Below are 21,161 nucleotides of genomic sequence, written 5' to 3' on the forward strand. Positions count from 1 at the left end.
ATAGGTTGAAATTGTTCCAGGAATTTGCTGATATTCCGCCACGGTTGCCTTTGTTATCATCAGCCATGACTGGGATGCGCTTCAAATTGCTCAAGTTCAACACCTTACATGCCGATAGCCAACCACAGACACGCATTCACTGTTAAGGTGCTACTGACTACACCTGTAAGTAAAAGTAAGATGGGGAAAGCATGAGCACCATTTTGATTGTCATCGCTGCTATGCTGGCCTGCGCATTCATTGCAGGGTGGTTGTACAGACGTCGGACGCAGCGTCGATATCGTCTGCCTTATCTCAATGCCTTTACCGGGGCGAGCACACGCAAACTCACCGCAGAAGAACGCAGCGCGATCGAGCAATATCTCGAGTCGTTTAACCGTATCCAGCAGACGCCTGCGACAGGTGCCAGCGCCGCGCCGGTATCGCTAAGCCTGAATACCCAGAGCAATACCGTACACTGCCTGACGCGCTCCATTACCCGCTACGGTATTACCACCGACGATCCCAATAAATGGCGTTACTACCTCGACTCCGTCGAAGTGCATCTCCCGCCGTTCTGGGAACAGTACATCAATGATGAAAACAGCGTTGAGCTGATCCATACCGACTCTATCCCGCTGGTGATTGCCCTGAACGGCCACTCCATCGCCGAATATGTTCAGGAAGCACCGCACCTGGCGCTGGAACACGTCAGCTCAACTCAGGCCTCGATTCGTGGCGAAGAGACAGAGCAGATTGAGCTGCTGAATATTCGCCAGGAGACCCACGAAGAGTACGCTCTCAGCCGTCCGGATGGGATCCGTGAAGCGCTGCTGATTGTCGCCGCCTTCCTGCTGTTTTTCTTCTGCTTGCTAAGCCCGGATGTGTTTGCCCCCTGGCTTGCCGGGGGCGGCGTGCTGCTGCTGGCGGCAGGATTATGGGGACTCTACGCGCCACCCGCAAAAACCGCGCTGCGTGAGATCCACTGCCTGCGCGGCACTCCTAAGCGCTGGGGTCTGTTTGGCGAGAACGATCAGGACCATGTCAATAATATCTCGATGGGCATTATTGACCTGATCTACCCGCGCCACTGGCAGCCGTGGCTGGCCCAGGATTTAGGTCAAAAGACCGACGTTGATATCTATCTTGACCGGCATGTGGTACGCCAGGGGCGTTATTTATCCCTGCATGATGAGGTGAAGAACTTCCCGCTGCAGCACTGGCTGCGCAGCACGGTGATTGCCGGTGGCGCAGGGATCGTGCTGGCGATGCTGATTTTCCTCGTACCGCTGGATATGCCAATCAAGTTTACCCTGTCATGGATCAAAGGCGCCCAGACCATCGAGGCTACCAGCGTCAATCAGCTTGAAAACGCCGGGGTGCGCGTCGGTGATACGCTGCAACTCAAAGGCACCGGGATGTGCAATATCCATACCCCGGGCAGCTGGAATGCCCGCCAGAGCTCGCCTTTTGCACCCTTTGACTGCTCGCAGCTGATCTGGAACGACGCGGCGCCGCTGCCGCTGCCGGAATCGGATACCGTTAACAAAGCCACGGCGCTGACCCAGGCCCTGAGCCGCCAGCTCCACCCAAAACCAGAAGATGAGACGCGCGTCAGCCCGTCATTACGCTCCGCCATTCAGAAATCGGGCATGATCCTGCTGGATGATTTTGGTGATATCGTGCTGAAAACCCAGGATCTATGCGCCGAAGCGGACGAGTGCGTCAGGCTGAAGAACGCGCTGGTGAACCTCGGTAACAGTAAGGACTGGGAAGCGCTGGTGAAGCGCGCTACCGCTGGCCGTCTTGATGGCGTTAACGTCCTGCTGCGTCCGGTGAGCGCCGAGTCGCTGGAAAACCTGGTCGCCACCTCTACCGCGCCGTTCGTGATGCGCGAAACCTCCCGTGCCGCCCAGGCCCTTAACAGCCCGGCGCCCGGCGGCTTTATTATCGTTAGCGATGAAGGCAGCGATCTGGTCGATCAGCCTTACCCGCCGGTGGCGCTCTATGACTACCCGGCCCAGGAGCAGTGGGGTGAGTTTCAGCGGCTGGCACAGATGCTCATGCGCACGCCGTTCAGCGCCGAAGGGATTGTGACCGGCATCTTTACCGATGCCAACGGTACCCGCCATATTGAGTTGCACCGCATGCCGGACAGCGCAGGCTTGTGGCGTTACATTGCCACCTCGCTGCTGATGCTGACGATGGTTGTGTGCATTATCTGGAACGGTGTTATGGCATTGCGCCGCTATCAGCGCTCGCGCACCCGCCTGGCTGAAATCCAGCAATACTACGAAAATTGCCTCAATCCGAAGCTTATTCACACCCCTGAAAGCCTGATCGGATAACCGCTGCGCGCGACAAGATATGCTACCCTGTCGCGCACGTTTCTTCTGGCTGGAGTACTCCCCATGCATCTTGATATCGCCTGGCAGGACGTTGATACCGTCCTGCTGGATATGGACGGCACGCTGCTCGATCTCGCGTTTGATAACTACTTCTGGCAAAAACTGGTGCCGGAAACCTACGGCGAGCAGCAAGGGATCACCCCGCTGGAGGCGCAGGAATTCATCCGCCAGCAATATACCGCCGTACAACATACGCTAAACTGGTACTGCCTGGACTACTGGAGCGAACGCCTCGGTCTGGATATTTGCGCGATGACTACCGCTCAGGGCGCGCGCGCCGTATTGCGTGAAGATACCGTCCCCTTTCTGGACGCACTTAAAGCCAGCGGCAAGAGGCGCATTCTGTTGACCAACGCGCATCCACACAATCTGGCGGTGAAGCTGGAACATACCGGACTGGGTTCACACCTTGATTTATTACTTTCCACCCACACATTTGGTTATCCGAAAGAGGATCAGCGACTGTGGCAGGCGGTGGCAGAAGAGACCGGCCTGCAGCCAGAGAGAACGTTGTTCATTGATGACAGCGAACCCATTCTGGATGCGGCGGCAAAATTTGGCATTCGTTATTGCCTTGGCGTGACTAATCCTGATTCTGGCCTGGCTGAAAAAAGCTATCTGCGCCATCCGGGGATGAACGACTATCGCCGGATGATCCCCTCACTCACCGTGAAGGAGAAGCCATGAAAGAGAAACCCTCCGAAGGGGTAAGACTGGATAAATGGCTGTGGGCTGCCCGCTTTTACAAAACGCGCGCCCTCGCCCGCGAAATGATTGAAGGCGGCAAGGTGCATTACAACGGGCAGCGCAGCAAACCGAGCAAGCTCGTGGAGCTGAACGCCACCCTGACCCTGCGTCAGGGCAACGATGAACGGACGGTGATCGTAAAAAACGTCACCGAACAGCGTCGCCCGGCAGCGGAAGCCAGCACCCTGTACGAAGAGACGGCAGAAAGCGTTGAAAAGCGCGAGAAGATGGCCCAGGCGCGTAAGTTGAATGCCCTGACCATGCCGCATCCCGACAGGCGACCGGACAAGAAAGAACGTCGCGATCTGATTAAATTTAAAAATGGCGAGAATGAGTGATTCTTGCTGAACGAGAGATGACTATGGCCCAACACGACCAATTACACCGCTATCTGTTTGAACAATTTGCCGTTCGCGGCGAGCTGGTTACGGTATCCGAAACCTGGAAACAGATCCTGGAAAACCACAACTATCCGCTGCCGGTTAAAACCGTGCTGGGTGAGCTGCTGGTCGCCACCAGCCTGCTGACCGCGACCCTGAAATTTGCCGGTGACATCACCGTGCAGCTACAGGGTGATGGCCCGATGAGCCTGGCGGTGATCAACGGCAACAACCAGCAGCAGATGCGCGGCGTGGCGCGCGTTCAGGGTGACGTCCCGGAAGATGCCGATCTGAAAACGCTGGTCGGCAACGGCTATCTGGTGATCACCATCTCCCCGGAAGAGGGTGAGCGCTATCAGGGCGTGGTGGGTCTGGAAGGAGATACCCTGGCGGCCTGCCTGGAAGATTACTTCATGCGTTCAGAACAGCTGCCGACGCGCCTGTTTATCCGTACCGGCGAAGTCGACGGCCAGCCGGCAGCAGGCGGGATGCTGCTGCAGGTTCTGCCTGCGCAGGACGCTCAGACCAATGATTTCGAGCACCTGGCGACCCTGACTGAAACCATCAAAGCCGAAGAGCTGTTCACCTTACCGGCGAACGACGTGCTGTGGCGTCTGTATCATGAAGAAGAGGTGACTCTGTACGATCCGCAGGACGTTGAGTTCAAGTGCACCTGTTCCCGTGAACGCTGCGCGGGTGCCCTGAAAACCCTGCCTGATGAAGAGATCGACAGCATTCTTGAGGAAGATGGCGAGATCGACATGCACTGCGATTACTGTGGCTCACACTACGTCTTCAACGCAATGGACATTGCCGAGATCCGCAACAACGCCTCTCCGGCAGATCCCCAGCTTCACTAAGTCCTGCCGTTAACTGCCCTCCCGCGAGGGCAGTTGACCTCTCCCCTTTCCTGCTACCCTTTAATTTCATTCACTATTCCCTCTCCCACTGCTGAATCGTTATCAGTGATGTAAGGCTTACGTAATTTTCTTTCATGTATGCGCTTACATTCACATTCTCGTAGTTAAATTTACCGCCTATTAACCTTTTAAGAACATTTTCCCCAACCGAAAAGTGATTCCTGCCATAATCTGCCCCGCGAGTGACAGGAGTCACAGCGTTTTCCGTCATAAAGGGTTTTTATCCAGATACGCAAATCTATGAGCCCGGTCGCGGTTAACATTCGAAGAAAAACCCTACAATTTCAGGCAGTATAAATTGGCTAAGGAGCAGTGATATGCGTGTTAATGGTTTAACCCCGCAAGATCTCAAGGCTTATGGTATCAACGACGCCCAGGATATCGTCTACAACCCCGATTACGATACGCTGTATCAGGAAGAGCTTAATCCAGCGCTGGAAGGATACGAGCGCGGGATCCTGACGACGACCGGCGCCGTTGCTGTCGATACCGGTATCTTTACTGGCCGTTCGCCGAAAGATAAATACATCGTTCGTGACGATACCACCCGCGACACCCTGTGGTGGGCCGATAATGGCAAAGGGAAGAACGACAACAAAGCGATCTCCCCTGAAACCTGGCTGCACCTGAAAAATCTCGTCACCCAACAACTTTCCGGCAAGCGTCTGTTCATTATCGACGCTTACTGCGGCGCCAATGCCGACACCCGCCTTTCCGTTCGCTTTATCACCGAGGTAGCCTGGCAGGCGCATTTCGTGAAGAACATGTTCATTCGCCCAACCGACGAAGAGCTGCAGAGCTTCAGGCCGGACTTTGTGGTAATGAACGGTGCGAAGTGCACTAACCCGAACTGGAAAGAGCAGGGACTGAACTCCGAAAACTTTGTCGCTTTTAACCTGACGGAACGTATCCAGCTGATCGGCGGCACATGGTACGGCGGCGAAATGAAGAAAGGGATGTTCTCGGTGATGAACTACCTGCTGCCGTTACAGGGCATTGCCTCTATGCACTGCTCGGCGAACGTGGGCGAGAAAGGCGACGTGGCGGTCTTCTTCGGCCTCTCCGGCACCGGTAAAACCACCCTCTCCACCGATCCGAAACGCCGTCTTATTGGCGATGACGAACACGGCTGGGACGATGACGGCGTGTTTAACTTTGAAGGCGGCTGCTACGCCAAGACGATTCGTCTGTCGGCAGAGGCGGAGCCGGACATCTTCCAGGCGATCCGCCGCGATGCGCTGCTGGAGAACGTGACGGTACGCGCCGACGGCACGGTAGATTTTGACGATGCGTCAAAAACTGAAAACACCCGCGTCAGCTACCCGATCTATCACATCGACAACATCGTTAAACCGGTATCAAAAGCGGGCCACGCGACCAAGGTGATCTTCCTCACCGCCGACGCGTTTGGTGTGCTGCCGCCGGTTTCTCGCCTGACCGCCAGCCAGACTCAGTATCACTTCCTCTCCGGTTTTACCGCCAAGCTGGCCGGTACCGAACGGGGTGTCACTGAGCCAACGCCAACCTTCTCCGCCTGCTTCGGTGCCGCTTTCCTGTCGCTGCACCCGACGCAGTACGCCGAAGTGCTGGTGAAACGCATGCAGGCCTCGGGTGCCCAGGCGTACCTGGTCAATACCGGCTGGAACGGCACCGGCAAACGTATCTCGATCAAAGATACCCGCGCCATTATCGACGCCATTCTGAACGGTTCGCTCGATGATGCGGAAACCTTCACCCTGCCGATGTTCGATCTGGCGATCCCGACCGAACTGCCAGGCGTAGACAGCCGCATCCTCGATCCGCGTAACACCTACGCGTCGCCGGAGCAGTGGCAGGAAAAAGCCACTCAGCTTGCGAAACTGTTTGTGGAAAACTTCGAGAAGTACACCGATACGCCAGCGGGTGCGGCGTTGGTGAGTGCAGGACCAAGGTAAACGCAAAAAGGCAACCTCGGTTGCCTTTTTTAATGTTTTCTCCCTCTCCCTGTGGGAGAGGGACGGGGTGAGGGCATCAGACCGCACAGTTTAAGGCTTAGCTCTCTTTCACCTGCCCACGCGGAAACGGAACCGGCAACCAGGCGCGGATACTTAAACCGCCCCGCTCGCTGGTACCAATCTCCAGCAGACCGTTATGGTTATCCACGATACGCTGCACAATCGCCAGGCCCAGACCGGTGCCGCTGGTACTGCGCGCGCTGTCGCCACGCACAAAGGGCTGGAACAGATGTTTGCGCTGTTCCGGTTTGATCCCCGGGCCGTCATCTTCCACCTGGAACCAGGCGCGATTCAGTTCCGAGCCGCTGCTGACCTTGATCCAGCCGTTGCCGTAGCGAGCGGCGTTCACCACCATATTCGCTACGGCGCGCTTAATGGAGAGCGGGTGCATGCGCACGGTGATATCGCCCGGCTGCAGATCGGTCTCGATCTCACGCTCGTAGCCGCTCTCGGCCGCCACCACTTCGCCCAGCACCGCGTTCAGTTCCGCGATCTCCATCGGCATCTCCTGCCCGGTGCGCAGGTAGTCGATGAACTGCTCGATAATGGCGTTGCACTCTTCGATGTCCTTGTTGATGGACTCCGCCAGATAGCCGTCCTCCTCGCCCATCATCTCGGTCGCCAGACGAATACGTGTCAGCGGCGTGCGCAGGTCGTGACTGACCCCGGCCATCAGCAGGGTACGGTCATCCGCCAGCTGCTTCACCCCGGCCGCCATATGGTTGAAGGCGCGGGTCACCGAACGGACTTCCGAAGCGCCATATTCGCGCAGCGGAGGCGGAATAATCCCTTTACCGACCTGAAGCGCCGCATGCTCCAGGTCGACCAGCGGTCGGTTCTGAATACGGATAAACAGCCATGCGCCGCCTATCGCCAGCAGCATGATCGCCAGGGTGTAACGGAACAGCGGCGAGAAGTCGCCCTGATGGATTTCGGTCAGCGGGACGCGCACCCAGATATTGGGTGACAGCCAGGTTTTCAGCCAGACGACCGGCGAGCTTTTGTTGACCTCAACGCGCACTTCCGTTGGGCCACCCAGCTGCTGCGCCATCTGCTGGCTGAGGAATTCATAATGCTGCGCCCAGCGCAGGCCTGCGTCTTCCGCCGCTTCGTTAGAATAGAGCGATATCCCCAGCTCACGGTAGATTTCACGGCGAAACGCCGGAGGCACCACCAGCTGCGTGCCGTCTTCCAGCTGTAGCTTATCGGTCATCAGCATACGGACTTCGTAGGCCAGGACCTTATTAAACTGCTGCAGGCTCGGCAGGATCGCAAAGTTCAGCACGACCAGATAGGTCGTCACCAGGCTGACAAACAGCAGGGTGACGATCAGTAACAGGGTGCGGGCAAACGAGCTACGCGGCGAGAAACGCATTCGCCTCATGCTTTAGAGCCGTCCGGGACAAACACGTAGCCCAGACCCCAGACGGTCTGGATATAGCGCGGATGCGCCGGGTCCTCTTCCACCATGCGGCGCAGGCGGGAGATCTGCACGTCGATGGAACGCTCCATCGCGGAATATTCACGGCCACGCGCCAGGTTCATCAGCTTATCGCGGGAGAGCGGCTCACGCGGATGGCTGACCAGCGCTTTCAGTACCGCGAACTCACCGCTGGTCAGCGGCATTGGCTCATCTTCACGGAACATCTCGCGGGTGCCGAGGTTAAGCTTGAACTTACCGAAGGCAATAACCGCCTCTTCCTGCGACGGCGCGCCCGGCAGTTCGTTCGCCTGACGGCGCAGGACGGCACGAATACGGGCCAGCAGCTCGCGCGGGTTGAAGGGTTTTGGGATGTAGTCGTCGGCGCCAATTTCCAGGCCCACGATACGGTCAACCTCTTCCCCTTTCGCCGTCACCATAATGATTGGCATCGGGTTACTCTGGCTACGCAGACGACGGCAGATGGAGAGACCATCTTCGCCCGGCAGCATCAGATCCAGCACCATCAGGTGGAAGGATTCGCGCGTCAGCAGGCGGTCCATCTGTTCGGCGTTGGCAACGCTACGAACCTGGAAGCCCTGCTCGGTCAGATAACGCTCGAGGAGCGCACGCAGGCGCATGTCGTCATCCACCACCAGAATCTTATAATTCTCTTGCATTGTCAGTACTCCCAAAGGTTCGGATAATCTTGAACAGCGTATTCTAAAAAAGTGCGCGTCCACGACCAGCTAATTCTGGTATAAATTCTAGTCGAAATTGTTACAAAGCATATTTAACAGCAGCTTATCTGTACATTCCATCACATAACTCATTATTAATCCTGTCTGTTAAGATAAGTGATACGTAATGTGCGCAAGGTAAGCAACCTCGTCGTAAGGCCAAAGAATGAAAACGCCCCTGATCACCCGCGAAGGGTATGAAAATCTGAAGAAAGAGCTGGACACCCTGTGGCGTGAAGAGCGCCCGGAGGTGACCAAAAAAGTCACCTGGGCGGCAAGCCTCGGCGACCGCAGCGAGAATGCCGACTACCAGTACAACAAGAAACGGCTGCGGGAAATCGACCGCCGGGTGCGGTATCTGACCAAATGCCTCGAGAACCTGAAAATCGTCGATTATTCCCCGCAGCAGGAGGGCAAGGTCTTCTTCGGCGCGTGGGTCGAGATCGAAAACGACGAGGGCGATCTCAAGCGCTTTCGTATTGTCGGCTACGATGAAATTTTTGGTCGTAAGGATTACATCTCCATCGATTCACCGATGGCCCGGGCGCTGCTGAAAAAAGAGGTAGGCGATCTGGCCGTCGTCCATACCCCGGCGGGTGAAGCCAGCTGGTATGTAAATGAAATCGAGTACGTAAAATAGTCCGAGAGCGCCCTCCACGGCTGGCATTTTGCTGTGCCAGTCCGTATAACTATCCCCTGATTTTTCGACCCACAAGATGAAATAGCCATGATGAAAGATTCGCTCTGCCGCATTATTGCGGGTGAACTTCAGGCAAGGGCTGAACAGGTAGAAGCTGCCGTTCGCCTGCTTGATGAAGGGAACACCGTGCCGTTTATTGCACGTTATCGTAAGGAAGTGACTGGCGGTCTGGATGATACGCAGCTGCGTAACCTGGAGACCCGCCTCGGCTATCTCCGTGAACTGGAAGACAGGCGTCAGGCGATTCTGAAATCCATCGGCGAACAGGGCAAGCTGACCAGCGAGCTGGAGGCAGCCATCAACGGCACCCTGAATAAAACCGAACTCGAAGATCTCTATCTGCCGTATAAACAAAAGCGCCGCACCCGCGGACAGATTGCCATTGAAGCAGGCCTGGAGCCGCTGGCCGATCTGCTGTGGACAACGCCGTCCCACGACCCGGAAACCGAAGCCGCGAAGTTTATTGATGCCGATAAAGGCGTGGCCGACACCAAAGCTGCCCTCGATGGCGCCCGCTACATTCTGATGGAGCGCTTTGCCGAAGACGCGGCCCTGCTGGCAAAAGTGCGTGATTATCTGTGGAAGAACGCCCACATCGTCGCCACCGTGGTCAGCGGCAAAGAGGAAGAAGGGGCGAAATTCCGCGACTACTTCGATCATCATGAACCGATCTCAACCGTGCCGTCTCACCGCGCGCTGGCGATGTTCCGCGGCCGCAACGAGGGCATTCTGCAGCTCTCCCTGAACGCCGACCCGCAGTTCGATGAGCCGCCAAAAGAGAGTCACGGCGAGCAGATCATCACCGACCATCTCGGCCTGCGCCTGAACAACGCCCCGGCGGACAGCTGGCGCAAAGGAGTGGTGAGCTGGACCTGGCGTATCAAGGTGCTGATGCACCTCGAAACCGAACTGATGGGCACCGTGCGCGAACGCGCCGAAGACGAGGCGATTAACGTCTTTGCCCGTAACCTGCACGACCTGCTGATGGCGGCCCCGGCTGGCCTGCGCGCCACCATGGGTCTCGATCCGGGCCTGCGTACCGGCGTGAAGGTAGCCGTCGTGGATGGCACCGGCAAGCTGGTGGCCACCGACACCATTTATCCCCATACCGGTCAGGCAGCGAAAGCCGCCGTCGCCGTGGCGGCGCTGTGCGAGAAGCACAACGTTGAGCTGGTGGCGATCGGTAACGGCACCGCCTCCCGCGAAACCGAGCGCTTCTTCCTCGATCTGCAAAAGCAGTTCCCGAAAGTAACGGCGCAAAAGGTGATTGTCAGCGAAGCGGGCGCCTCGGTGTACTCGGCCTCCGAGCTGGCGGCGCAGGAGTTCCCGGATCTGGACGTCTCCCTGCGTGGTGCGGTCTCTATCGCCCGCCGCCTGCAGGATCCGCTGGCGGAACTGGTGAAGATCGACCCGAAATCCATCGGGGTGGGCCAGTACCAGCACGACGTCAGCCAGACGCAGCTGGCGCGTAAGCTGGATGCGGTGGTGGAAGACTGCGTTAACGCCGTGGGCGTTGACCTGAACACCGCCTCCGTCGCCCTGCTCACCCGCGTGGCGGGTTTAACCCGCATGATGGCGCAGAACATCGTCGCCTGGCGCGATGAGAACGGACAGTTCCAGAACCGCCAGCAGCTGCTGAAGGTCAGCCGTCTGGGACCGAAAGCGTTTGAACAGTGCGCGGGCTTCCTGCGTATTAACCACGGCGACAACCCGCTGGACGCCTCTACCGTTCACCCGGAAGCTTATCCGGTGGTGGAACGCATTCTGGCGGCCACTCAGCAGGCGCTGAAAGCGCTGATGGGCAACAGCAGCGAGCTGCGTAACCTGAAAGCGGTCGACTTCACCGATGAAAAATTCGGCGTGCCGACGGTGACCGACATCATCAAAGAGCTGGAGAAACCTGGCCGCGACCCGCGTCCGGAGTTCAAAACCGCGCAGTTTGCGGAAGGCGTCGAGACGATGAACGACCTGCTGCCGGGCATGGTGCTGGAAGGCGCCGTCACCAACGTCACCAACTTTGGTGCCTTTGTGGATATCGGCGTCCATCAGGACGGTCTGGTGCACATCTCCTCTCTTGCCGACAAGTTTGTGGAAGATCCGCATACGGTGGTGAAAGCCGGCGACATCGTGAAGGTAAAAGTGCTGGAGGTGGATCTGCAGCGCAAGCGTATCGCCCTGACCATGCGTCTGGACGAGCAGCCTGGCGAGACCAACGCCCGTCGCGGCGGCGGAAACAGCGAGGCGCGCCAGCAGCGTCCGGCGGCAAAACCTCGCGGTCGCGAAGCACAGCCATCCGGTAACAGCGCGATGATGGATGCGCTGGCAGCGGCGATGGGTAAAAAGCGTTAATACTGGCAGTGCCCGGTGGCGCTTCGCTTACCGGGCCTACAAAACCGTAGGCCGGGTAAACGCAGTGCCGCCCGGCAAACAGAGGGCACGAATTAAATAAATATGGAACCGATTGCATATCCATATTTAAACCGATAATTATCACTCCATTAACAATAAGTCTTTTTTTCTCTCACCCGCAGTCTTCGCAAATATTGAGCAAGGTCAATCAGGCTGCAAATTAATAGCGCCATGCACATTCCGTCACAGTTTTAATATTGATGATAGAAACTATTCTCATTACCATTGTGCCTGTAGATTATTTAACCGTTCGTTAAGTAGGCACTATGCAATTCACTCCAGACAGCGCGTGGAAAATTACCGGTTTTACCCGCGAAATCAGCCCGGCCTATCGGCAGAAACTGCTCTCTTTAGGGATGCTTCCCGGCTCCTCTTTTAACGTTGTGCGCGTTGCCCCGCTGGGCGATCCGGTCCATATCGAAACCCGACGTGTGAATCTGGTTCTGCGTAAGAAAGATCTCGCATTAATAGAAGTTGAAGCTCTGTCTCAATAACACGCCAGCTCTTGTAGCGAGTCTGAAATAAATGAAAAAATTAACCATTGGCTTAATTGGCAATCCCAATTCCGGCAAGACAACCCTGTTTAATCAGCTTACCGGTGCGCGTCAGCGCGTCGGTAACTGGGCAGGCGTCACGGTCGAGCGTAAAGAAGGTTTGTTCACGACCACCGATAACCAGGTCACGCTCGTCGATCTGCCCGGCACCTACTCGTTAACCACCATTTCATCCCAGACGTCACTGGATGAGCAGATCGCCTGCCACTATATTCTGAGCGGCGACGCCGACCTGCTGATCAACGTGGTGGATGCCTCGAACCTCGAGCGCAACCTCTACCTGACGTTACAGCTGCTGGAGCTGGGCATTCCCTGTGTGGTGGCGCTGAACATGCTCGATATTGCCGAGAAACAGCAGATCCGTATCGACGTTGACGCCCTCTCTGCCCGCCTGGGTTGCCCGGTGGTGCCGCTGGTCTCAACCCGCGCCCGGGGTATCGACGCCCTGAAGCTCGCCATTGACCGTCACGGCCGTAACGCCGACGTGGAGCTGGTGCACTACCCTCAGCCGCTGCTGCGTGAAGCCGGGATCCTGGCGAAGGCCATGGCACACAGCATGTCGTTCAAACAGCGCAACTGGCTCGGCCTGCAGATGCTGGAAGGCGATATCTACAGCCGCGCCTATGCCGGTGACGCCGCGCAACAGCTCGACGCGTCCCTTGCACGCCTGAACGACGAGCTGGACGACCCGGCCCTGCACATCGCCGACGCCCGCTATCAGAGCATTGCCGCTATTTGCGATGTGGTCAGCAACGCCCTCACCGCCGAGCCAAGCCGCTTCACCCGGGCGATGGACAGGGTGATCCTCAACCGTTTTCTCGGCCTGCCGGTGTTTCTGCTGGTGATGTACGTGATGTTCCTGCTGGCCATCAACATTGGCGGCGCGCTGCAGCCGCTGTTTGACGTTGGCTCCGTGGCGATCTTCATTCACGGCATTCAGTGGCTGGGCTATACCCTGCACCTGCCGGAATGGCTGACCATTTTCCTCGCCCAGGGGCTGGGCGGCGGGATCAACACCGTGCTGCCGCTGGTGCCGCAGATCGGCATGATGTATCTGTTCCTCTCCTTCCTGGAGGACTCCGGTTACATGGCCCGGGCGGCCTTCGTGATGGATCGCCTGATGCAGGCCCTCGGTCTGCCGGGTAAATCCTTCGTGCCGCTGATTGTCGGTTTTGGCTGCAACGTGCCGTCGGTAATGGGTGCCCGCACCCTGGATGCGCCCCGCGAACGCCTGATGACCATCATGATGGCGCCGTTTATGTCCTGCGGCGCGCGGCTGGCGATTTTTGCCGTCTTTGCCGCCGCCTTCTTCGGTCAGGAGGGGGCGCTGGCGGTCTTCTCGCTTTACGTGCTGGGTATCGTCATGGCGATCCTCACCGGCCTGATGCTCAAGCACACCATCATGCGCGGCGAAGCCACGCCGTTCGTGATGGAGCTGCCGGTTTACCACGTCCCACACCTGAAAAGCCTGCTGATCCAGACCTGGCAGCGCCTGAAAGGCTTTGTCCTGCGGGCGGGTAAAGTGATTGTGGTGGTGAGCATTTTCCTGAGCGCGCTTAACAGCTTTACCCTCAGCGGCCAGGCGGCGGATAACATTAACGACTCGGCGCTGGCCTCCGTCAGCCGCGTCATCACCCCGCTGTTCAAGCCCATTGGCGTACATGAAGATAACTGGCAGGCCACCGTCGGGCTGTTCACCGGCGCAATGGCAAAAGAGGTGGTCGTCGGTACGCTGAACACCCTCTACACCGCCGAAAATATTCAGGAAGCGGAGTTTAACCCGGCGGAATTTCACCTCGGGGACGAACTCTTCAGCGCCGTGGATGAAACCTGGCAGAGCCTGAAAGAGACCTTAAGCCTGAGCGTGCTGGCGAACCCGATTGAAGCCAGCAAAGGCGACGGTGAGATGGCAACCGGCGCAATGGGCGTGATGAGCGAGAAGTTTGGCAGCGCCTCGGCGGCGTACAGCTACCTGATCTTTGTTCTGCTCTACATTCCATGCATCTCGGTGATGGGCGCCATCGCCCGCGAATCAAGCCGCGGCTGGATGGGCTTCTCCGTGCTGTGGGGACTGAATATCGCTTACTCGCTGGCAACGGTCTACTACCAGACGGTCAATTTCAACCAGCATCCGCAGTACAGCCTGGTGTGTATCCTGGCCGTGGTGCTGTTTAACGTGCTGGTGATCGGGCTGTTGCGCCGGGCGCGCAGCCGCGTGGACGTCAATCTGCTGGCGAAAGGCAGGACCGCGGCGGCCTGCTGCGAAAGTCCGGCCAGCGACTGTCATTAGGAGGCGGCATGGCATCGTTAATTGAGGTGCGTGATTTGCTGGCGCTGCAGGGAAGAATGGAGGCCACCCAGCTCAGCCAGATCCTGCATACCCCGCAGGCGATGATCGAGGCCATGCTGCAGCGTCTGGAGGCGATGGGCAAAGCGAAGCGCATTCAGGAAGAGGCCGACGGCTGCTTAACCAGCAGCTGTAAAAGCTGCCCTGAAGGAAAAGCCTGCCTCAGGGAGTGGTGGGCGCTTCAGTAGCCTGAAGCGCCAGATTATTCACAACGAATTATTTGAACACTTCCGCCGTGGCACGAATGTCTTTTTCATTCTTCGTGCCGCTGGTGATCACATAGTAAGTGCCGCCCATTTCATCTGCTTTATCAGACAGCTCTTTTTTGGCATCCATCGGCGCAGTTTTGTCAGAGGTAGAAACATCCCCGACCTTTGTCAGATTCATCTTTTTAGCTTCATCGCGTTGCAGCTCTTTCGCCGCAAAAGCACCAAAAGACAGCGACCCAATAACCAGTGAAGCGACAATTCCTGTGACAAGTTTCATATCCATACTCTCCATCGATTGGTAATTGTGTTTATCGCTGGCGTTACCGCCACCACGACGTAATCAGTATCGTAGCGGCTGGCGACTTTTTCCACGCTGAATACGAAACAATCAGAGTATTCGTTGACGCAGCGCCGTTAAGGCGGCGCAAAAGGCCTGCGGATGCGAGATGAAGGGCGCATGGGCGGCTTTCGCGATGATCTGCGACTCGCTTTGCGGCCACAGTGCATCCAGCAGCGGTACCACCTTACGCGGCACCAGCCCGTCCAGCGCGCCATACAGGCGCAGATGCGGTAGCGACAGCGTCGCCAGCGGGACGCGCAGGTCGATGGTTTTGAGGATCTCCAGCCCGCCATTCAGCACATCCACTTCCGGCATCGGCAAGGCGAGCACCGTGGTTTTCAGCGCGCGGGCATCCTGACGCGCGGTCTCTGTGCCCATGGTCTGTAGCGCCAGAAAACGCTCCACCGTGCGCTGGAAATCATCGCTGAGCTGCTGCTGGAAACCGGCCAGCACCTCGGGTTTGATCCCCGGCCAGTCGCTGCGGGCGCTGAAACAGGGAGATGACGCCACGGTCACCAGCGCCTGCACCCGCTCCGGGTGCGTCAGGGCAATCTGGCTGGCAACCAGCCCACCCAGACTCCAGCCCAGCCAGATCGCCTGTTCAGGGGCCTGAGCCAGCACCTGCTCCGCCATTGCCTCAAGTGACATCGCCGCAAAATCGCGGCTGCGGCCAAAGCCCGGCAGGTCCACCAGGTGCAGCGTAAATTGCGAGGCCAGTTCCTCACTGACGCAACGCCAGACCTCGGCATTCAGTCCCCATCCGTGCAGCAGCACAAGATGACAATTTCCTGTTCCGACGGTCTGCCACCAAAGCGTGTTCATCGATTACTGTTCTCTTTTTTTCACAAGGAGGTTGCCTATGCTAACAGTGCCCGGCTTGTGCTGGCTATGCCGGATGCCGTTGTCGCTCGGCCACTGGGGGGTCTGTTCCCTGTGCGAAAGGGGGATGACGACGCGGGCATGCTGTTGCCCCCAGTGCGGCCTGCCGGCCCTCCATCCCCACCTGCCCTGCGGCCGCTGCCTGCACAAGCCGCCGCCGTGGCAGGCGCTGGTGGCGGTGTGCGGCTATACGCCGCCGATAAGCGCCCTCATACACCAGCTCAAATTTTCCCGACGCACTCAGCTGGCCCAGCCGCTGGCGAGGCTATTACTGCTGGCGCTGTTGCGCGCCAGGCGCAGCCGGGATTTGCCGCGTGTCGATATGATGGTCTGTGTGCCGCTCTGGTCCCGGCGTCACTGGCGGCGCGGGTTTAACCAGAGCGATCTGCTCTGTCGCCCGCTGGCCCGCTGGCTGAACTGCCGCTATGTGCCCGATGCTATTCGCCGTATCCGCGCCACCCCGGCGCAGCATCAGCTGAGCGCGAGATTGCGCAAACGCAACCTGCAGCACGCTTTTGCGCTTGAATTACCGGTCGTCGGGCGCCATATCGCTCTGGTGGATGATGTCGTGACAACAGGCGCTACCGTCGCGGAACTCTCCCGCCTGCTTTTGCGAAGCGGCGCGGCGTCGGTTCAGGTATGGTGTCTGTGTCGAACCTTGTAGCGCCCTCTGGTTGGGCGTATTATACCCAGGTAATTTAGTCAACTATTAGGCCAATGCTATGATCCGTATTTCCGATGCTGCACAAGCGCACTTTGCCAAACTGCTGGCAAATCAGGAAGAAGGGACCCAGATCCGCATATTCGTGATCAACCCGGGCACCCCGAATGCAGAATGCGGCGTCTCTTATTGCCCACCGGATGCTGTGGAAGCAACTGACACCGCCCTGAAATTTGAGCAGCTCACTGCCTATGTCGATGAGCTGAGCGCCCCGTATCTGGAAGATGCGGAAATTGATTTTGTGACCGACCAGCTGGGCTCCCAGTTAACGCTGAAAGCGCCAAACGCCAAAATGCGTAAAGTGACCGATGACGCCCCGCTGATGGAGCGCGTTGAGTACCTGCTGCAGTCCCAGATTAACCCGCAGCTGGCTGGCCACGGTGGTCGCGTCTCCCTGATGGAGATCACCGAAGACGGCCTGGCCATTCTGCAGTTTGGCGGCGGCTGTAACGGCTGTTCCATGGTCGACGTCACCCTGAAAGAAGGGATCGAGAAGCAGCTGCTGAACGAGTTCCCGGAGCTGAAAGGCGTACGCGATCTGACCGAACACCAGCGCGGCGAACACTCCTACTACTGATGCCTGTCTGTTGGCCCGGTGGCGCTACGCTTACTGGGCCAAAAATTCTCTCCCCTGCTTTCCCTGCCTCATAACATGACCTGCGTCTCAGAATTCACATTTTGACCGCCAGGGCCATTCTCAAGCCGCATATGTTACCCGTATCATTCTCGTGGGCACTAAAACAGCTTTACGCCGACCGACTAAACTAAAGATTTAGAAGGCAGCCAGACTGTGTGCCATCAGTTAGCTGTTCCCAGTTGGGGCAACATTAATATGTCGTTGAAACAATGACGTTACCCATAACAATTTTAAGGCCAGATAATCATGCCATTAGTCATCGTCGCTATCGGTGTAATCCTGTTACTGCTCTTGATGATCCGTTTCAAAATGAACGGCTTTATCGCCCTTGTTCTGGTGGCACTTGCTGTCGGCCTGATGCAGGGTATGCCGCTGGTAAAAGTTATCAGCTCCATTAAAGCTGGGGTGGGCGGTACGCTCGGTAGCCTGGCGCTGATCATGGGCTTCGGTGCCATGCTCGGTAAAATGCTGGCTGACTGCGGTGGCGCACAGCGCATCGCGACCACGCTGATTGCCAAATTCGGTAAAAACAACATTCAGTGGGCGGTGGTCTTAACCGGCTTTACCGTTGGTTTCGCCCTGTTCTACGAAGTGGGCTTCGTGCTGATGCTGCCGCTGGTGTTCACCATCGCGGCCTCTGCCAGCATCCCGCTGCTCTATGTGGGCGTGCCGATGGCCGCTGCGCTGTCCGTCACGCACGGCTTCCTGCCGCCGCACCCGGGCCCGACCGCAATCGCGACCATCTTCCATGCGGACATGGGTAAAACCCTGCTGTTCGGTACCATCCTTGCCATCCCGACCGTTATTCTGGCCGGCCCGGTATTTGCCCGCTGCCTGAAAGGTATCGACAAGCCGATCCCGGAAGGTCTGTACAACGCGAAAACCTTTACCGAAGCCGAGATGCCAAGCTTTGCGGTCAGCGTCTGGACCTCTCTGGTACCGGTCGTCCTGATGGCCCTGCGTGCCGTCTGTGAAATGGTCCTGCCGAAAGGCCATCCGGTTCTGGGCGTGGCCGAGTTCCTGGGTGACCCGGTGATGGCAACCCTGATCGCCGTTCTGATTGCGCTGTTCACCTTCGGTCTGAACCGTGGCCGCTCCATGGACCAGATCAACGATACCCTGGGCTCATCGATCAAAATCATCGCTATGATGCTGCTGATCATCGGTGGTGGCGGTGCGTTCAAACAGGTTCTGGTTGATAGCGGCGTGGATAAATACATCGCCTCTATGATGCATGATACCAATATCTCCCCAATCCTGATGGCGTGGTCTATCGCGGCGGTCCTGCGTATCGCGCTGGGTTCTGCCACCGTTGCCGCTATCACTGCGGGCGGTATCGTTGCCCCCCTGATCGCAACTACCGGCGTCAGCCCTGAGCTGATGGTTATCGCGGTCGGTTCCGGTAGCGTGATTTTCTCTCACGTAAACGATCCGGGCTTCTGGCTGTTCAAGGAGTACTTCAACCTGACCATCGGTGAAACCATCAAGTCCTGGTCCATGCTGGAAACCATCATCTCCGTCTGCGGCCTGATCGGGTGTCTGCTGCTGGGTATGGTAGTGTGATGTGATAGTGCCGGGTGGCGGCTGCGCCTTACCCGGCCTACAAAAGCAGAGCATGTACATTCCGTAGGCCCGGATCGCTACGCGTCACCGGGCACTAAAAAACCCGCCTTCTGGCGGGTTTTTTATCACTTCTTCGCGGCCGCTTTTCGCCGCTTATCGATATCCTTAATCAGCTTGTTCACCCCTTCGTCCGCAAACATCGCTTCAAGGGAGGTGGAGAGCTTACGCCGCCAGTTCTTGTACTGGTAGCTGGTACCCGGAATGTTCACCGGTTCTGCCATGTCAATCCAGTCTTCCGGCTGCAGCCCTAACAGGGCGCTGTTACTGTCGGCGATATAACGCTGCAGGCCACGGTTAAGGGTGGGGGTCATCGACATCATCGACGCCTTATGCCCGGTGCGTTTCGGCAGGCAGCCGTGCGCGTGCAGCGCATCGAGCAGCCCCTGCTTCGACAGCTCGCGATCCTGGTACAGCCCGCGCAGCATTACGTCATCAGGGTAGAGACCCAGCGTCTTGCCCAGGGTAAGGTCGCCGCTGTCCCACCAGCCCCGAAGCGTAGGAAGGTCATGCGTCGTCGCGACTGCCATTGATTGTTCTGGATACGCCTCCGGCGCGCGGAAGTTCTTTTCAAGGTCGTTTTCAAAATAGAGCACCTTGTAAGAGTAAACGCCGCTGTCACGCAGCTTGCTGACGATTTCCACCGGCACGGTGCCGAGGTCTTCGCCGATCACCATGCAGTTGTGGCGTTTGCTCTCCAGGGCAAGGATAGAGAGCAGATCGTCCACCGGATAATGCACGTAGGCGCCGTGATCGGCGGTTTCGCCGTACGGGATCCACCACAGGCGCAGGACCGACATCACGTGGTCGATACGCAGCGCCCCGCAGTTCTGCATGTTGGCGCGCAGCAGTTCGATAAACGGCTCATAGGCGCGGGCCGCAATCACGTGCGGATCCATCGGCGGCAGGCCCCAGTTCTGACCCAGCGGGCCTAAAATATCCGGCGGCGCACCGACGGACGCTTTCAGGCAGTAGAGCTCGCGATCGCACCAGGTCTCCGCCCCGCCCTCGGCCACGCCCACCGCCAGGTCGCGGTAGAGGCCAATCGGCATGTTGTAACCCTGGCTCTCCTGCCAGCAGGCCGCGAACTGGCTGTACGCCAGCCACTGCAGCCAGAGGTAGAAATCGACCTCTTCAGCATGCTCTTCGCAAAACGCTTTCACCGCCGGGGAATCCACGGACTGATACTGCTCAGGCCAGACCGGCCAGCCCCAGCGCATTTCGTCCTCTTTCACCTGGTACGCATGCAGGGCATCAAACGCCGCCTGCCAGTAGAGGCTCTCTCCTTCACGGGCAACAAACTCGCGGAACGCCGCCATCTGGTCGTCGTTACGCCGGGCAAAGCCTTTCCACGCCATGCGCAGGGCGGCCATTTTCAGGGCGGTGACGGTGGCGTAATCCACCCACTGGGCATCGCGGGCGCGCTGCAGCGCCTGACGCGTGGTCTCCATGCCCCACCATGCCTGGGCTTCGTCGCTGTTGCGGAAATCTTCAACGGCGTTTACGTCGATATAAATCACGTTCAGCCAGCGACGGGACGACGGGCTGTACGGGCTGGCGCTCTCCGGGTTAGCCGGATAGAGTGCGTGGATGGGGTTGAGGCCGATAAAGGCCCCGCCGCGCTTGCCGACATCGGTCAGCATCTGTTTCAGATCGCCGAAGTCGCCGATCCCCCAGTTATTCTCAGAGCGCAGCGTGTAGAGCTGCACGCAGGCGCCCCACAGCTTTTTGCCCTCTTTCAGCGCCTGCGGCTCGTAGCAGCGTTTTGGCGCCACAATCACCCGACAGTGCCAGCGGCTGCCGTCCTGGGTCAGCGTCAGGGTGTGGTAACCCTCCGGCAGTTTTGCCGGAAGGTTGAGCGTTTTACCGCCTGTGGTATGGCCCTTATGCTGATGCCCCTCCTCGGTGGTCAGCAGCCAGCTATAGTCGCCGCTGCCTTCGAGGGTCAGCGGCATCTTTTTCCCCGCGGTGTAGACCATCACGTTCGGGACGGGGGTGACCGCCGCTTTCACGACGGGTTTGGCTTTATGCATGGCATCCAGCAGACGTCTCTTGGTTTCAGCACCAATCGACTGCGGTTTACCATGAGCATTGATGTAGCTGGGGCTGATCCCCGCCGCCAGCGCGGCATTATCGAGACGTTTACTTTCCATCGCG

18 protein-coding genes are annotated in these 21,161 nt (G+C 58.0%); 13 read left to right on the top strand and 5 right to left on the bottom strand.

The window, feature by feature from the left end:
* Positions 1-191 precede the first annotated feature (191 nt).
* The 5 genes from NB069_RS20390 to pckA all read left to right on the top strand — a co-directional run bounded on the left by NB069_RS20390 (position 192) and on the right by pckA (position 6,368).
* Complete coding sequence (locus tag NB069_RS20390) at positions 192-2,327, top strand: intracellular growth attenuator family protein (RefSeq protein WP_250586417.1); 2,136 nt, start codon at positions 192-194, stop codon at positions 2,325-2,327.
* Between the two features lie 63 nt (positions 2,328-2,390).
* Entirely contained in the window at positions 2,391-3,074 is a 684-nt protein-coding gene (gene yrfG, locus NB069_RS20395; protein WP_039031515.1) for a GMP/IMP nucleotidase, read from the top strand.
* The gene (gene hslR, locus NB069_RS20400; protein WP_039031514.1) at positions 3,071-3,472 is read left to right on the top strand and encodes a ribosome-associated heat shock protein Hsp15; all 402 of its coding nucleotides are present in this window, start codon (positions 3,071-3,073) and stop codon (positions 3,470-3,472) included. Before yrfG ends, hslR begins: the two co-directional genes overlap by 4 nt.
* 17 nt (positions 3,473-3,489) lie before the next feature.
* The gene (gene hslO / locus NB069_RS20405; protein WP_250586418.1) at positions 3,490-4,374 is read left to right on the top strand and encodes an Hsp33 family molecular chaperone HslO; all 885 of its coding nucleotides are present in this window, start codon (positions 3,490-3,492) and stop codon (positions 4,372-4,374) included.
* A 377-nt stretch (positions 4,375-4,751) separates the two neighbouring features.
* Positions 4,752-6,368, top strand: coding sequence for a phosphoenolpyruvate carboxykinase (ATP) (gene pckA / locus NB069_RS20410; RefSeq protein WP_250586419.1), 1,617 nt, complete (start codon positions 4,752-4,754; stop codon positions 6,366-6,368).
* A 97-nt stretch (positions 6,369-6,465) separates the two neighbouring features.
* Here the strand turns inward: pckA and envZ are convergent, their stop codons facing one another.
* Entirely contained in the window at positions 6,466-7,812 is a 1,347-nt protein-coding gene (gene envZ / locus NB069_RS20415) for a two-component system sensor histidine kinase EnvZ (RefSeq protein ID WP_250586420.1), read from the bottom strand.
* A complete protein-coding gene (gene ompR / locus NB069_RS20420; RefSeq protein ID WP_001157751.1) occupies positions 7,809-8,528 on the bottom strand; it encodes an osmolarity response regulator transcription factor OmpR in 720 nt (239 codons plus the stop codon). Before ompR ends, envZ begins: the two co-directional genes overlap by 4 nt.
* Positions 8,529-8,754: 226 nt before the next feature.
* Here ompR and greB point away from each other — a divergent pair, with 226 nt between their 5' ends.
* The 5 genes from greB (at position 8,755) to feoC (ending at position 14,786) form a co-directional block, all read left to right on the top strand.
* Positions 8,755-9,228, top strand: coding sequence for a transcription elongation factor GreB (gene greB / locus NB069_RS20425; protein WP_139563749.1), 474 nt, complete (start codon positions 8,755-8,757; stop codon positions 9,226-9,228).
* An 87-nt stretch (positions 9,229-9,315) separates the two neighbouring features.
* Positions 9,316-11,637: a Tex family protein gene (locus NB069_RS20430; protein ID WP_250586421.1), complete on the top strand. Its 2,322-nt coding sequence runs from the start codon at positions 9,316-9,318 to the stop codon at positions 11,635-11,637.
* A 326-nt stretch (positions 11,638-11,963) separates the two neighbouring features.
* Positions 11,964-12,191 (top strand): ferrous iron transporter A, encoded by a 228-nt coding sequence (gene feoA / locus NB069_RS20435; RefSeq protein ID WP_250586422.1) that lies wholly within the window; start codon positions 11,964-11,966, stop codon positions 12,189-12,191.
* 31 nt (positions 12,192-12,222) lie between these two features.
* Entirely contained in the window at positions 12,223-14,541 is a 2,319-nt protein-coding gene (gene feoB / locus NB069_RS20440) for a Fe(2+) transporter permease subunit FeoB (protein ID WP_250586423.1), read from the top strand.
* 8 nt (positions 14,542-14,549) lie between these two features.
* Positions 14,550-14,786, top strand: a complete 237-nt coding sequence (gene feoC / locus NB069_RS20445) for a [Fe-S]-dependent transcriptional repressor FeoC (protein WP_250586424.1) — start codon at positions 14,550-14,552, stop codon at positions 14,784-14,786.
* 28 nt (positions 14,787-14,814) lie between these two features.
* On the opposite strand, the gene NB069_RS20450 is transcribed toward feoC, so the two are convergent.
* Together NB069_RS20450 and bioH are read right to left on the bottom strand one after the other, a co-directional pair.
* Positions 14,815-15,084, bottom strand: coding sequence for a YdgH/BhsA/McbA-like domain containing protein (locus NB069_RS20450; protein WP_250589551.1), 270 nt, complete (start codon positions 15,082-15,084; stop codon positions 14,815-14,817).
* 111 nt (positions 15,085-15,195) lie between these two features.
* On the bottom strand, positions 15,196-15,969 hold the full coding sequence (gene bioH, locus NB069_RS20455) for a pimeloyl-ACP methyl ester esterase BioH (RefSeq protein ID WP_250586425.1): 774 nt from the start codon (positions 15,967-15,969) through the stop codon (positions 15,196-15,198).
* 37 nt (positions 15,970-16,006) lie between these two features.
* Here bioH and gntX point away from each other — a divergent pair, with 37 nt between their 5' ends.
* The 3 genes from gntX (at position 16,007) to gntT (ending at position 18,947) form a co-directional block, all read left to right on the top strand.
* A complete protein-coding gene (gene gntX, locus NB069_RS20460; RefSeq protein WP_250586426.1) occupies positions 16,007-16,690 on the top strand; it encodes a DNA utilization protein GntX in 684 nt (227 codons plus the stop codon).
* Between the two features lie 58 nt (positions 16,691-16,748).
* Positions 16,749-17,324: a Fe-S biogenesis protein NfuA gene (gene nfuA, locus NB069_RS20465; protein ID WP_250586427.1), complete on the top strand. Its 576-nt coding sequence runs from the start codon at positions 16,749-16,751 to the stop codon at positions 17,322-17,324.
* A 306-nt stretch (positions 17,325-17,630) separates the two neighbouring features.
* Positions 17,631-18,947 (top strand): gluconate transporter, encoded by a 1,317-nt coding sequence (gene gntT, locus NB069_RS20470; protein ID WP_250586428.1) that lies wholly within the window; start codon positions 17,631-17,633, stop codon positions 18,945-18,947.
* A gap of 125 nt (positions 18,948-19,072) precedes the next feature.
* On the opposite strand, the gene malQ is transcribed toward gntT, so the two are convergent.
* Entirely contained in the window at positions 19,073-21,157 is a 2,085-nt protein-coding gene (gene malQ / locus NB069_RS20475; protein WP_250586429.1) for a 4-alpha-glucanotransferase, read from the bottom strand.
* Positions 21,158-21,161 lie beyond the last annotated feature (4 nt).

Origin of the sequence: Leclercia adecarboxylata (assembly GCF_023639785.1) — a bacterium.
In the GTDB taxonomy this organism is placed as follows: Bacteria; Pseudomonadota; Gammaproteobacteria; order Enterobacterales; family Enterobacteriaceae; genus Enterobacter; species Enterobacter adecarboxylatus_D.

Excerpts from the sequence above, each read along its gene's own strand:
- NB069_RS20390 (WP_250586417.1), top strand. The coding sequence starts at position 192 with ATGAGCACCATTTTGATTGTCATCGCTGCTATGCTGGCCTGCGCATTC.
- yrfG (WP_039031515.1), top strand. The coding sequence starts at position 2,391 with ATGCATCTTGATATCGCCTGGCAGGACGTTGATACCGTCCTGCTGGAT.
- hslR (WP_039031514.1), top strand. The coding sequence starts at position 3,071 with ATGAAAGAGAAACCCTCCGAAGGGGTAAGACTGGATAAATGGCTGTGG.
- hslO (WP_250586418.1), top strand. The coding sequence starts at position 3,490 with ATGACTATGGCCCAACACGACCAATTACACCGCTATCTGTTTGAACAA.
- pckA (WP_250586419.1), top strand. The coding sequence starts at position 4,752 with ATGCGTGTTAATGGTTTAACCCCGCAAGATCTCAAGGCTTATGGTATC.
- envZ (WP_250586420.1), bottom strand. The coding sequence starts at position 7,812 with ATGAGGCGAATGCGTTTCTCGCCGCGTAGCTCGTTTGCCCGCACCCTG.
- ompR (WP_001157751.1), bottom strand. The coding sequence starts at position 8,528 with ATGCAAGAGAATTATAAGATTCTGGTGGTGGATGACGACATGCGCCTG.
- greB (WP_139563749.1), top strand. The coding sequence starts at position 8,755 with ATGAAAACGCCCCTGATCACCCGCGAAGGGTATGAAAATCTGAAGAAA.
- NB069_RS20430 (WP_250586421.1), top strand. The coding sequence starts at position 9,316 with ATGATGAAAGATTCGCTCTGCCGCATTATTGCGGGTGAACTTCAGGCA.
- feoA (WP_250586422.1), top strand. The coding sequence starts at position 11,964 with ATGCAATTCACTCCAGACAGCGCGTGGAAAATTACCGGTTTTACCCGC.
- feoB (WP_250586423.1), top strand. The coding sequence starts at position 12,223 with ATGAAAAAATTAACCATTGGCTTAATTGGCAATCCCAATTCCGGCAAG.
- feoC (WP_250586424.1), top strand. The coding sequence starts at position 14,550 with ATGGCATCGTTAATTGAGGTGCGTGATTTGCTGGCGCTGCAGGGAAGA.
- NB069_RS20450 (WP_250589551.1), bottom strand. The coding sequence starts at position 15,084 with ATGAAACTTGTCACAGGAATTGTCGCTTCACTGGTTATTGGGTCGCTG.
- bioH (WP_250586425.1), bottom strand. The coding sequence starts at position 15,969 with ATGAACACGCTTTGGTGGCAGACCGTCGGAACAGGAAATTGTCATCTT.
- gntX (WP_250586426.1), top strand. The coding sequence starts at position 16,007 with ATGCTAACAGTGCCCGGCTTGTGCTGGCTATGCCGGATGCCGTTGTCG.
- nfuA (WP_250586427.1), top strand. The coding sequence starts at position 16,749 with ATGATCCGTATTTCCGATGCTGCACAAGCGCACTTTGCCAAACTGCTG.
- gntT (WP_250586428.1), top strand. The coding sequence starts at position 17,631 with ATGCCATTAGTCATCGTCGCTATCGGTGTAATCCTGTTACTGCTCTTG.
- malQ (WP_250586429.1), bottom strand. The coding sequence starts at position 21,157 with ATGGAAAGTAAACGTCTCGATAATGCCGCGCTGGCGGCGGGGATCAGC.